Genomic DNA, 11664 nt, shown 5'->3' on the forward strand with positions numbered 1-11664 from the left:
AAGTAGTTGCCCTTACACTGTTTTCCTAAAAGGCTTTTTCTCTTAAATCAAGAACAGTGTAAAGAAAACTCTTCGATTGGCGAAGACAGAGAAGTAGTTGCCCTTACACTGTTTTCCCTAAAGGCTTTTTCTCTTAAATCAAGAACAGTGTAAAGAAAACTCTTCGATTGGCGGAGACGAAGGGGATGTTCATGAATTTTGAGTGTTTACTCGTGAATTCGATGCTTTTACTCGTGAAATTCGGGCTTTTACTCGTGAAATTCGGGCTTTTACTCGTGAGTTTTGAGCTTTTACTCGTGAATTTGTGCGTTTCTCGTAATTTGCAGCTTTTACTCGTTAATTTCTTTCACTTCTTTTGGCGAAACAGCAATACGAGTTGCCTTAATATTGTTTTTCTTTAATGTTCCCATTCGGATAAAAGAAACAAAAAAAAGACAGGATTCCTTTTCACAAAAGGAATCCTGTCTTTTTTAATTACAAATTATTTTGCAGCACTGTAACGTTTTGCAACTTCATCCCAGTTTACAACATTCCAAAAAGAATTGATGTATTCAGGACGGCGGTTTTGGTAGTTTAAGTAGTAAGCATGTTCCCAAACGTCCAATCCAAGAATCGGTGTTTTACCTTCTGATAGTGGATTGTCTTGGTTCGGTGTGCTTGTTACTTCCAACTCGCCGTTGTTGACTGCAAGCCAAGCCCAGCCAGATCCAAAACGAGTAGTAGCCGCTTTAGCGAACTCTTCTTTAAAGCTGTCAAAGCTTCCGAATTTTGAAGTGATAGCATCCGCTAATTCACCAGTTGGTTGTCCGCCGCCGTTAGGTGAAAGGATTTCCCAGAATAAAGTGTGGTTAGCATGTCCGCCACCATTGTTGCGTACAGCTGTACGAGCAGCTTCAGGTACTGCGTCAAGGTTAGCGACGATTTCTTCAACGCTTTTGCTTAGAAGTTCTTGGTTGCCTTCTAGCGCATTGTTCAGGTTTGTCACATATGTGTTGTGATGTTTAGTGTGGTGAATGTTCATTGTTTCTTTGTCGATGTGCGGTTCTAATGCATCATATGCATACGGTAATTGTGGAAGTTCAAAAGCCATAATAAAATTCCTCCCTATGTAAGCTGTTTTTTTGAGGGCTTCAGTTCTCGAAAGATACCTAAAGCTCGCTAGCAATAGAGTATCAAATTTTTGTAACCGTTTCAAACCTTATGCCTCAATTTTTCATTTTATTTCCTATGAGAATACCACGAATATAAAATATCCAATCATCAGAAGTTGAATGATGCCTTTTGTGATTACGCTGCTTATAAAGCCTACTACGGAACCAAGGCCGATTTTTGAAGCAGTAACCGGGTCTTTTTTATGTACTATTATCTCAGCCAGGAATGCCCCGATGAATGGCCCTATTAGTATTCCGACGAACGGAATCACGAATGGCCCGACCAGAAGCCCGATCGTACTGCCCCAAATTCCCGCTTTCGTGCCGCCATACTTTTTGACCCCGACCATGTTCGCAATATAATCGGCTGCGAATAAAAGGATGACGAATAATATTTGGACCGTCCAGAAAAACCAGCCAAATGGTTCAAAAGAATAAAATAGTCCATATAACAGTATTCCGCCGAAAATGAACAAAACACTTGGGATGATTGGAAAAATCAGACCGACAAATCCCATTATGAACATGAGGGTAATTATTACCCAAAATAGTGTATCCATAACTAAAACGCCCCTTTCTCATTTCATTTATAATTTGACTTTATCTCTCCATAATTACCTCATTGCTTATGGTTGAAACCAATGAAGCGGAATACAGGTTGTTTTATTTTTCCCATATAGTTAAAATTGGTTAGGAATCTTATATAGTTAGGTGCTGAAAACATTGAACATATTCAAACAACTGTGGGTAAGCTTATATTCTCCTAAAGATATCGCTTCCTTTCAAAACCAAGGTATCGGGAAAACGATTTTATTCGTCTTCTTTATAAGTCTCATCGCCTTTCTCCCTTCAGCTTTTTATTTCGGTACAATGGTAGCTGACGGGATAGATGCCATGCACGAAACCGTATCCGAAGATTTACCGCCATTTGAAATCAAAAATGGCACGTTGACGACTGAAAACGATGAGCCATTTAGCCTTAATAAAAACGGATATCAAATTTTTGTAGATGGCACGGGAGCCTTGACCCCGGAAGAAGTAGCTGCGAAAGCTGATGAGGCTGTCGCGCTTTTAAAGTCTGATCTAGTTTTCGTATCCGGAGGCAACGTGCAATCTTCTCCATATTCAGTTCTGGAGGGAGATAATCAGGAAATATCCACATGGCTTGATTCAGTTGAATCTGTGCTGCCGATCATCCTTCCATTGCTTCTACTTATATTATACCTGTTTACTGCTAGCGGAATCTTCATTAAAGTGACAATCCTTGCCGCTTTCGGTCTTTTTTTCAAAAATGCTCTTGGCCGTCCTCTTTCCTATAGGCATCTTTGGAGAATCGGTGCATACAGCATAACGCTTGCCACCATATTCTTCACCATCATGGATGCTTTTCAGGCAATTGTACCATTCGCTTCCATCATTAGCTGGTTTGTGACATTGATGATGTTATATTTATCCATTAAAGAAACATCAACCAATAAGATCGGAAATTGACATTAAAAAGATTCGAACCCAGACTGTAGGCAAACTCGATGAGAATCAAGTTTGCCTACAGTCTTTTATGGATTTGTATAATCCTAACGTTGATCCAATCGACTTTGTTTTAAAATTTAGATGGAACTGAAATTTTAGGACAGGGTTCCTTTATGGTTTTTCACTGTTTTATTTATAACCTCTATGGATTGAAAAAATTTGTGACACTCCTGCCGAATAACTGGCTAGCCGAGACACCGCAGGCGCTTGCTTTGATGCGGCTTGGCGGACAGTCGGCGGAAAGGGAGCGGATTTCTGAAATCAGCTGGAACGTTTTTTAACTGATTTTGTAAAATTCGAACGTTCTATTCGAACGTAGGGCACTCACTCAATCGACTTTGTTTTAAAATTTAGATGTAACCTCATTTGTCTGCAAACTGAGATTCGCCACTTTGCTAAAAAATAAAATCGGGTATTCAAGCCTTTCCCTTATATGACTACAGTAATCATTTTTTATATCTACTTAATTCGACAAAATACTCACCAAGTTATTCCTATACTTATGGTTGAAATAGTATATTTAAGAGGTGATAGACATGAAGGAGAGTCATATTGATGTACAGTGGTTGTTACTCATAATTGAGGCAAAAAAGATTGGTCTGACCCCAAAGGAAATTCGCTCCTTTCTTAGCACACATTCAAATAATAAGGATATTACTCAGCCGGAATAGAAAATTTGATTGGTCCCTCTCACATTCCATTTGAAAAATCGCCCATTTTTAGGCATATTTTTTGCCCCCTCCAAGTATGATGAATTAAAGACAAGCTTGGGAGGATGGAAAATTGAAACGGCTACTGCTTTTTATCTCATTCTGTTTCACTTTATTTATTATTTATTTTGATTTGACAACGGGTACCCTGCCGGCTTCCCATCCACCGGCCTCTACAGGCGAAACGGCCGTGCCGGCCAGCAAGCCTGCATCCGCACCATCCGCCGCTTATAAAGAAATCACCATGAAACCCGGGGATACCTTACTCTCCATCGTTGAAACGGAAAAAGGCGGGTCCAACCAGCCAATCGAAACGATCATCGCTGATTTTCAAAGTTTGAATGAAGGTTTGAAGCCCGAAAATATGCAGATTGGCAAAACATATAAGATTCCCGTTTATAAATAACGGTCAAAAGGGATCCGCGCTCCCAATTAAAGGGATTTCCAAGCACCAGGTATATCCTGAAATAGGAAATGTCTCATATTGAAAAAAGTTTATGCGTCCTATTTCCTTGTCAAGCGGTATGTACATTGATACAATATTTCAGAGAAACAAATTAAAAATCAAAACTGATTTTTTCCTAAAGGAGAGAATTCCACTTGAGTGAAATCATACATCGCACCAAGACGCGGCCAATTAAAGTCGGAAACTTAACGATTGGCGGCAATAATGAAGTTATCGTACAAAGCATGACAACGACAAAAACACATGATGTTGAAGCAACTGTTGCAGAAATCCTTCGTCTTGAAGAAGCGGGATGTCAAATCGTACGTGTCGCCTGTCCGGATGAAAGGGCAGCTGATGCAATCTCTGAGATAAAAAAACGGATAAACATCCCTCTTGTAGTCGATATCCATTTCGATTACAAACTTGCTCTAAAGGCCATTGAAGGCGGAGCGGATAAAATCAGGATAAATCCTGGTAATATCGGACGCCGTGAAAAGGTTGAAGCAGTCGTGAAAGCTGCAAAGGCTAAAGGAATCCCAATCCGCATCGGGGTAAATGCCGGTTCCCTCGAGAAGAAAATCATCGAGAAATATGGCTTCCCGACAGCTGATGGAATGGTGGAAAGTGCTTTACACCATATCAAGATCCTGGAAGACCTCGATTTTCATGACATTATCGTTTCCATGAAGGCTTCCGATGTCAATTTAGCCATCGAAGCATATGAAAAAGCTTCAAAAGCATTCGATTATCCTTTACATCTTGGGATCACGGAATCAGGGACACTGTTCTCCGGGACCGTAAAAAGCGCTGCCGGCTTAGGTGCCATCCTAAGCCAAGGGATCGGGAGCACGATGCGTGTTTCCTTAAGTGCCGACCCAGTCGAAGAGGTGAAGGTGGCAAGGGAGCTTCTAAAAGTATTTGGCCTTGCTTCTAACATGGCCACTTTAATTTCCTGCCCTACTTGCGGTCGGATCGAGATTGATTTGATTTCCATCGCCAATGAAGTTGAAGAGTACATCCAGACGGTTAAAGCACCAATCAAGGTATCAGTGCTTGGTTGTGCGGTAAACGGTCCTGGAGAAGCCCGTGAGGCTGATATCGGCATTGCCGGGGCCCGAGGTGAAGGTTTACTGTTTAGAAAAGGTCAAATCGTACGTAAAGTGCCTGAAGAGACGATGGTCGAGGAACTGAAAAAGGAAATTGACAAAATCGCTGAAGAGTACTATGAAAAACAAAGAGCCGAAGCTGCTGCTGCAGCTACACTAAATAAATAAGACAAAAAATCCCGAATTATCATTCGGGATTTTTTTGTTTTATTTGAAAAACCCTTTGATGCTAAAAGAACGGCAGGATGAATATGGCAACGATGATGGAGACTGCACCTATGCCGATGGCCCAAGTACCCAGGTTCGATCCTCGGCTTCTGGCCACTATTCCTACAATGATCCCTGCAATCCCTAAAATGAAAGGCATCATGAATAACGATAAAATGGAGATGATCAATGATATGACACCAATCGCTTTTCCTCTTGATGCCACATCCCCCGAACCATTATCCTCTGCAGGCTCATCATTTCTATATGACCTGATTTTCTGAGGTGGTGTAGAAATCTCGGCAGACGTTTCTTCCTGATACCGGTTATCCATATTGGTTATGGCCCCACGATTCTCATATCGTCTGTCATCTTCAGGTGCATCTTCATTATAATACCGCTCATGATGCTGATCATCCACAACGGATGGTTCATTGCTCTCTTTGGCCAATTGCATTTCATCGTCAATACTGGAGTATTGATCTTTTTCCATTCGCGCATCCCTCACTTTCGTTTGTGAAGCATTTATAGTGTATGTAAAAATTGCAGGAATCATCGTGAAAATGGTTTCATGTCTTGGAAATAAATACGGGTTTTTACCAAAGCTATGAAGGGATATGTTACACTATTACAAGTATTGAAAATGAGGAGAGATTCATCATGAAAAAACGTTTTGGCATCGATATAGACGGGACTGTCACAAGACCTGATTCCATGGTCCCCTTCTTAAATAAAGCTTTTCAGCTGAATTTAGCTTATGAAGACATTACCGAATATGACTTATTCCCTTTCGTGAATGTTCCAAAAGAGGATTTCACTAAATGGTTCATTGAGACCGAGCCACTCATCTATTCCGAATCATTATTGGCTGATGGTGCGAAAGATGTATTGGAAAAATGGACAGAACAAGCCAACCTTTATTTCATCAGTGCCAGGAGCACCCGTCTATTGGATGTAACGAAAAATTGGTTCACGACTAATCAAGTCCTTTATGATCATATAGAACTTGTAGGTTCACACGATAAGATTGCTGCAGCCAAAAAATTCGAAGTCGATCTCTTTTTAGAGGACAAGCACGATAACGCAGTGGCGATTTCTGAAGAGTGTAAAATACCCGTGATTTTATTTAATACCCCCTACAACCAAGATCCCGTGCCTGAAAGGGTGATTCGGGTCAACAATTGGCAAGAAGCCTCAGCCTGGGTGAATAATTGGATGTCAGGGAAGGTGGCAAGTATAAAATAAGAAAAGAAAAAACCATTGACTGGAGGTCAATGGTTTTTATGCTTCCAAAGATACGCTGCATGCGGGACAGCGACCGTAAATTTCAAATTTATGCCCCGAAACATCGTAGTCCTTCAAGCTTTCCTGAAGTTCCTGCATCGGGCACAATTCGATTTCTTTCGTTTTTCCACAATTCAAACAGATGAAGTGGTGATGGTGGGAAGAATGACCGCATGTAAAACGAAAACGCTTTTCCCCTTCCAACTCAGTCGCTTCAAAGATGCCCAGTTCGACAAATAAGGAAAGGTTCCTATAAATCGTATCGAAGCTTAACCCTGGATAATCCTGTTTCATATTCTCCAATACATCTTTGGCCGTTAAATATTTATCACTGGAAGAGAAAAGCTGAAGCATTTCTTCCCTCTTTCCTGTATGCTTAAAACCTTTATCTTTTAAAAGTTGCATGGCAGTAGTTACGTTCAAAATACATCACCCCATCTATCGATTTTTCCACTTATCAAACAAAATTGACAAGATGAGAATTAGTACAGCTATTATTACAATGGTCCCACCAGGAGCGAGGTCAAGGTTGTATGATAAGAATAATCCGCCAATGACAGAAACTTCACCGAATAATACCGAATAACCAATCATCTGCTTAAAGCCCTTCGCAAAGCGGAGACTAGCTGCTACCGGGAGCGTCATGAGCGAAGAAACAAGTAATATGCCAATGATTTTCATGGAAGCCGCAATGACCAATGCGACCATGACAATAAAAATGAAATGAATCGCTTTATAAGGTATTCCAGACGCTTTGGCATGCTCTTCATCAAAAGATAACAGAAATAATTCTTTATACAATAAGGTAAGCATCAAGGCAACGACTAACCCCACTGCCAAAATGACATACAGGTCCGCCCGGCTGACGGCACTGACACTGCCGAATAAATAACCATATAAATCGGTATTGAAACCATCTGCAATGGATATGAAAATGACACTAAGACCCATGCCGCCGGACATTATGATCGGGATTGCAAGCTCTTGGTAATGCTTGTACACCCCTCTTAATTTTTCAATGAATAATGAACCACCTACAGAAAACGCCATTCCAATATAAAGTGGATTCAATCCTGCTAAAGATAGAAAGCTCTTCTGCAGCAATAAACTAAACGCTATACCAGCAAGCGCTACATGACTGAGCGCATCGGAAATCATCGACATCCGCCTTACCACGACAAAAACGCCCACTAATGGCGCAATCGCTCCTATGATGATTCCGGTCAAGAATGCGTTCTGCAAAAATTCAAATTGCAATATCCCCGATATCATTGGGCTATCCTCCAAAACATATTAATGATCATGATTTAAAAATTGGACCCCATGTCCATAAATGGACGAGAGTTCACCTTCATCCAATTCATTATATTCACGGGCATCCCCATGAAAATGAAGTTGTTTATTCAAGCAGGCAACATGTGTGACTTTATCGGTCACAGTACCAACATCATGGGTTACTAAAATCAGGGTTATTCCTAATTTTTTATTCAACATCTCAAGCATTTCATAAAATTGATGGACGTTTTTTGAATCAACGCCAACCGTGGGTTCATCCAATATCATCAATTCCGGTTCGCTGACCAGTGAACGGGCAATGAATACCCTTTGCTGTTGGCCTCCGGACAATTCCCCGATATTACGGTTCTGATATTCAAGCATATCCACGGATTCCAGAGCCTTCTTCACCTTTTGCTTATCCTCTTTGCCTGCAAACTTAAACAAGCCAATTTTTTTGGTCAAACCGCTCTGAACCACTTCAAAAACAGTGGCGGGGAATCCTGAGTTGAAGGAATTCGCCTTTTGGGAAACGAACCCGACCTTTTGCCAATCTCTAAATCGTCGTATGTCTTCCCCGAATATTTCAATTTTGCCCTTTTGAAGCTTGAACAGACCAAGCAGCAACTTCAAAAGCGTTGACTTACCGGACCCATTTGGCCCGACGATAGCTAAGAAGGCCCCTCTGGGAATTTCAAGTGAAACATGTTCCAGCACTAGATCTTTTGTATATTTGTAAGATATATCTTCAAATTTAACTATGGGGTTTACTACATTATCCAAAGAGATCACCTATTTTTTTAAGAATCATTACGATTAACAATCGTTAGTATAAATCAAAGAACTCCAGATGTAAAGAATCCGGTCTTCTTGACAAGTGCCGATACGCCCTGAATCACAAAAAAATGTTATCTGAACCAATTTACCGTAACCAAAACGAAGTTTCATGTTCAAATACGGCTTCCTCCTTCATATGTTTTAACAAAGGAGGAGATCGTTTGAAATTATTTGAAATGATGGTCAATCATAAAATCAACAATATACGCCCCGATGAACTGCTTTCCCTTGCTAAACAGCATAAGGTTGCACTCACTCAAAAACAAGCACAGGATATCACTGCACTGCTAGCCGGTAAAAATATTAACATTTTTGATATACGTCAAAGACAGAACGTACTTGGTCAAATTACAAAAGTTGCCGGAGCAAGCACAGCCAGGGAGATAGAATCCCTCTTCAACAACCTTACTTCCACTTTTTAAAGATCTTAAGCCTGTTGCTGACGGTCTTGTGCATACTTAATCCAAATGAAAAATGAAAGGACGATTCATCTTCATTTCAATGAATCGTCCTTTTCTATTTATGATTATTGTTGGAATCTGATTTTTTCCAATAAATCTTCTTCAAATTGATTATTCTTGAACATATCAATTTCGAATTTATAAGGTGCCCTTTTGTCTTTTTTGTCTTCCCCTACATAAGGTGTTTCCAGGATTTTCGGAACATTGCTTAATTGAGGATGGTGTACAATATCATTCAGCGCCTTAAAACCAATATGACCAAACCCAATGTTTTCATGGCGGTCCTTACGGGTGCCGCGTTCGTTTTTGCTATCGTTTATATGAAGGACCTTGATACGGTCAACACCGACCAATTTATCAAATTCATTCAGTACGCCATCAAAATCCTCGATGATATTATATCCGGCATCATGAGTATGGCAAGTATCGAAGCAAACTGATAATTTTTCATTATGGGTTACACCATCAATGATCATCGCCAGTTCCTCGAAAGACCTGCCACATTCAGAACCTTTACCCGCCATCGTTTCAAGGGCAATCTGAACTTTATCGTCGGCAGTCAGCACTTCATTCAACCCTTCGATGATCCTCTTGATTCCCAGTTCACTGCCTGCGCCAACATGCGCACCTGGATGAAGTACGATTTGCCTTGCGCCAATCGCATCGGTCCGATCGATTTCGCTGCGTAAGAAGTTGACTCCAAGCTCATATGTGGCTGGATTCGTGGTATTTCCTATATTAATGATATACGGAGCATGGACTACGATATCGCTGATTCCATTCTCCTCCATATGCAGTCTTCCGGCTTCGATATTTAAATCCTCGATTTTTTTACGTCTTGTATTTTGAGGGGCCCCTGTATAGATCATGAATGTGTTGGAGCCATACGAAGCCGCTTCTTGACTCGCAGCAAGAAGCATCCCTTTCCCGCTCATCGAAACATGCGATCCAATCTTCAGCATCTGATTTCTCCCCTATTTCTTTCTCTGTATACGACGTTCGCGTTTTTTAAAGTTTTCCACATCACGCTGAATTTTCTTCTTGTACCCTGGCTTTACTTTAGTTGGCTTCTTGACGTGCCTGCTCGCTTTAACATCAATATCAGATTTTTGTTTTTTACGGTTTTTCCGTTTATTACGTTCGTCGATATCAGCCCAATCACCGTTTTGGATATCGGCATCACGGAACTGAATGCCCATTTTTTCAAGGCGGTTCAATGAATCTTCATCGGAAGTATCGTAAATGGTAGTGGCAATGCCTGAATATCCAGCACGTGCCGTCCTACCCGTCCTATGGATATAAAAATCCAAATCTGAAGGCAATTCATAGTTAATGATATGACTTACACCTTCAATATCGATTCCACGGGAAGCCAGATCTGTCGCAACGATGAATTGATACTCCAAATCATTGATTTGCTTCATCATTTTTTTACGCTCACGAGGCGTTAAATCCCCATGAATACGGCCGACATTCAATCCCTTTTCGCTCAAGGAATTAGCCACATGATCCGCCATTTTCTTTGTGTTGGTGAAAACAATCGCCAAATATGGATTATAACGGACGATGATATCATGAAGCAACTGCTCTTTGTTACGGTGGCGAAGCGGTATAAGAACATGTTCAATTTTCGAAGCTGTCGCCTGCTTCGGATTCACTTGAACATACTTTGGATTCTCCATATATTTATTTAAAAACGGCTTCAATTTTTCTGGGATGGTTGCCGAAAAGACAAGCATTTGAATTTTTTCAGCCATACGTGATGCAAATAAATCGACATCCTCAATGAATCCCATGTCCAGCATAAGGTCCGCTTCATCGACTACAAGCATTTTAGCTGTATACACCTGTAATGCCTGAGCTTCAACCAAGTCCTTGATCCGGCCCGGCGTACCAATTACCAATTGTGGCTGTGTCTTCAATTTATCTATCATTCGCTGTTTATCAGTGCCACCGATGAAACAACGGACTTGAATCTGCTCATCCTCAGGGAAATGGTCAGCAATTTTCAAAGCTTCTTTGTAGATTTGGTTCGCTAACTCACGGGTTGGTGCGGAAATAATCGCTTGAACTTCATTTTTACCAGCATCAAGCCTGTTCATGATCGGCAACAAATAGGAATGTGTCTTTCCTGTACCTGTCTGCGACTGGCCAATTAAGCTACTTCCCTTTAAAAGCGACGGAAGCACACGCTCTTGAATTTCCGTCGGCTTATCGAACCCTAAAGTACGAACCGCATCTAGAATGTAGCTTTTCAAATTAAATCGTTCAAATTGATTTTGTTTCATCAAAAAACTCCTTTATCCTGTCAGTCATTAGACATGTCCTGTTATTATAATAAATTTTACACAAAAAGCGCAAGCGCCTGGGCAGCTCGTGAAGAAAATAGGGATTGTCCCATAAGGCGCTTTTTGCCTTGTGAGGGCAATCTTCTTTTTCACAACGAGCTAGGCGCTGAAGCTGGATTACACAAAAAGCGCAAGCGCCTGGGCAGCTCGTGAAGAAAATAGGGATTGTCCCATAAGGCGCTTTTTGCCTTGTGAGGGCAATCTTCTTTTTCACAACGAGCTAGGCGCTGAAGCTGGATTACACAAAAAGCGCAAGCGCCTGGGCAGCTCGTGAAGAAAATAGGGATTGTCCCATAAGGCGCTTTTT

Annotated in this window: 15 protein-coding genes; 7 read left to right on the plus strand and 8 right to left on the minus strand. The window is 41.0% G+C overall.

Going from position 1 to position 11664, the window contains the following annotated elements; translation table 11 throughout:
* Nucleotides 1–481 precede the first annotated feature (481 nt).
* The gene (gene sodA / locus QNH43_RS18290; RefSeq protein ID WP_076365283.1) at nucleotides 482–1090 is read right to left on the minus strand and encodes a superoxide dismutase SodA; all 609 of its coding nucleotides are present in this window, start codon (nucleotides 1088–1090) and stop codon (nucleotides 482–484) included.
* Nucleotides 1091–1225: 135 nt separating this feature from the next.
* Nucleotides 1226–1711, minus strand: coding sequence for a DUF456 domain-containing protein (locus QNH43_RS18295; protein ID WP_076365281.1), 486 nt, complete (start codon nucleotides 1709–1711; stop codon nucleotides 1226–1228).
* A 163-nt stretch (nucleotides 1712–1874) separates the two neighbouring features.
* On the opposite strand from QNH43_RS18295, the gene QNH43_RS18300 reads away from it, so the two are divergent.
* The 5 genes from QNH43_RS18300 (at nucleotide 1875) to ispG (ending at nucleotide 5113) form a co-directional block, all read left to right on the plus strand.
* A complete protein-coding gene (locus QNH43_RS18300; protein WP_283915179.1) occupies nucleotides 1875–2642 on the plus strand; it encodes a DUF1189 domain-containing protein in 768 nt (255 codons plus the stop codon).
* 152 nt (nucleotides 2643–2794) lie between these two features.
* The gene (locus QNH43_RS18305; protein ID WP_283915180.1) at nucleotides 2795–2962 is read left to right on the plus strand and encodes a hypothetical protein; all 168 of its coding nucleotides are present in this window, start codon (nucleotides 2795–2797) and stop codon (nucleotides 2960–2962) included.
* A gap of 255 nt (nucleotides 2963–3217) precedes the next feature.
* Nucleotides 3218–3352 (plus strand): anti-repressor SinI family protein, encoded by a 135-nt coding sequence (locus QNH43_RS18310; RefSeq protein WP_142244522.1) that lies wholly within the window; start codon nucleotides 3218–3220, stop codon nucleotides 3350–3352.
* 112 nt (nucleotides 3353–3464) lie between these two features.
* Nucleotides 3465–3797 (plus strand): LysM peptidoglycan-binding domain-containing protein, encoded by a 333-nt coding sequence (locus tag QNH43_RS18315; RefSeq protein WP_283915181.1) that lies wholly within the window; start codon nucleotides 3465–3467, stop codon nucleotides 3795–3797.
* 203 nt (nucleotides 3798–4000) lie between these two features.
* Nucleotides 4001–5113, plus strand: a complete 1113-nt coding sequence (gene ispG, locus QNH43_RS18320) for a flavodoxin-dependent (E)-4-hydroxy-3-methylbut-2-enyl-diphosphate synthase (RefSeq protein ID WP_185150796.1) — start codon at nucleotides 4001–4003, stop codon at nucleotides 5111–5113.
* A 61-nt stretch (nucleotides 5114–5174) separates the two neighbouring features.
* Here ispG and QNH43_RS18325 read toward each other — a convergent pair whose 3' ends face one another.
* Nucleotides 5175–5645, minus strand: a complete 471-nt coding sequence (locus tag QNH43_RS18325) for a DUF308 domain-containing protein (protein WP_283915182.1) — start codon at nucleotides 5643–5645, stop codon at nucleotides 5175–5177.
* 167 nt (nucleotides 5646–5812) lie between these two features.
* Here QNH43_RS18325 and QNH43_RS18330 point away from each other — a divergent pair, with 167 nt between their 5' ends.
* Nucleotides 5813–6397, plus strand: a complete 585-nt coding sequence (locus QNH43_RS18330) for a 5' nucleotidase, NT5C type (RefSeq protein ID WP_076365274.1) — start codon at nucleotides 5813–5815, stop codon at nucleotides 6395–6397.
* A 36-nt stretch (nucleotides 6398–6433) separates the two neighbouring features.
* Here QNH43_RS18330 and QNH43_RS18335 read toward each other — a convergent pair whose 3' ends face one another.
* From QNH43_RS18335 to QNH43_RS18345, 3 genes are read right to left on the minus strand one after another with little or no spacing between them, the layout of a single operon-like run.
* The gene (locus QNH43_RS18335) at nucleotides 6434–6859 is read right to left on the minus strand and encodes a Fur family transcriptional regulator (RefSeq protein ID WP_034308449.1); all 426 of its coding nucleotides are present in this window, start codon (nucleotides 6857–6859) and stop codon (nucleotides 6434–6436) included.
* 15 nt (nucleotides 6860–6874) lie between these two features.
* Nucleotides 6875–7708 (minus strand): metal ABC transporter permease, encoded by an 834-nt coding sequence (locus QNH43_RS18340; RefSeq protein ID WP_034308452.1) that lies wholly within the window; start codon nucleotides 7706–7708, stop codon nucleotides 6875–6877.
* 21 nt (nucleotides 7709–7729) lie between these two features.
* A complete protein-coding gene (locus tag QNH43_RS18345) occupies nucleotides 7730–8494 on the minus strand; it encodes a metal ABC transporter ATP-binding protein (RefSeq protein ID WP_283915183.1) in 765 nt (254 codons plus the stop codon).
* 215 nt (nucleotides 8495–8709) lie between these two features.
* Between QNH43_RS18345 and QNH43_RS18350 the strand changes: the two genes are divergently transcribed.
* Nucleotides 8710–8970, plus strand: coding sequence for a DUF2624 family protein (locus QNH43_RS18350; RefSeq protein ID WP_076365270.1), 261 nt, complete (start codon nucleotides 8710–8712; stop codon nucleotides 8968–8970).
* 104 nt (nucleotides 8971–9074) lie between these two features.
* On the opposite strand, the gene QNH43_RS18355 is transcribed toward QNH43_RS18350, so the two are convergent.
* Nucleotides 9075–9971 (minus strand): deoxyribonuclease IV, encoded by an 897-nt coding sequence (locus QNH43_RS18355; RefSeq protein WP_283915184.1) that lies wholly within the window; start codon nucleotides 9969–9971, stop codon nucleotides 9075–9077.
* 12 nt (nucleotides 9972–9983) lie between these two features.
* On the minus strand, nucleotides 9984–11297 hold the full coding sequence (locus tag QNH43_RS18360) for a DEAD/DEAH box helicase (protein ID WP_283915185.1): 1314 nt from the start codon (nucleotides 11295–11297) through the stop codon (nucleotides 9984–9986).
* Nucleotides 11298–11664 lie beyond the last annotated feature (367 nt).

The sequence above is a fragment of the Peribacillus simplex genome (genome assembly GCF_030123325.1).
GTDB classification, from domain to species: domain Bacteria; phylum Bacillota; class Bacilli; order Bacillales; family DSM-1321; genus Peribacillus; species Peribacillus simplex_D.

What these genes read in the sequence shown, in the direction of transcription:
- QNH43_RS18310 (WP_142244522.1), top strand. Translation starts at nt 3,218, where the DNA reads ATGAAGGAGAGTCATATTGATGTACAGTGGTTGTTACTCATAATTGAG.
- QNH43_RS18305 (WP_283915180.1), top strand. Translation starts at nt 2,795, where the DNA reads ATGGTTTTTCACTGTTTTATTTATAACCTCTATGGATTGAAAAAATTT.
- QNH43_RS18325 (WP_283915182.1), bottom strand. Translation starts at nt 5,645, where the DNA reads ATGGAAAAAGATCAATACTCCAGTATTGACGATGAAATGCAATTGGCC.
- QNH43_RS18340 (WP_034308452.1), bottom strand. Translation starts at nt 7,708, where the DNA reads ATGATATCGGGGATATTGCAATTTGAATTTTTGCAGAACGCATTCTTG.
- QNH43_RS18360 (WP_283915185.1), bottom strand. Translation starts at nt 11,297, where the DNA reads ATGAAACAAAATCAATTTGAACGATTTAATTTGAAAAGCTACATTCTA.
- QNH43_RS18295 (WP_076365281.1), bottom strand. Translation starts at nt 1,711, where the DNA reads ATGGATACACTATTTTGGGTAATAATTACCCTCATGTTCATAATGGGA.
- QNH43_RS18330 (WP_076365274.1), top strand. Translation starts at nt 5,813, where the DNA reads ATGAAAAAACGTTTTGGCATCGATATAGACGGGACTGTCACAAGACCT.
- QNH43_RS18355 (WP_283915184.1), bottom strand. Translation starts at nt 9,971, where the DNA reads ATGCTGAAGATTGGATCGCATGTTTCGATGAGCGGGAAAGGGATGCTT.
- sodA (WP_076365283.1), bottom strand. Translation starts at nt 1,090, where the DNA reads ATGGCTTTTGAACTTCCACAATTACCGTATGCATATGATGCATTAGAA.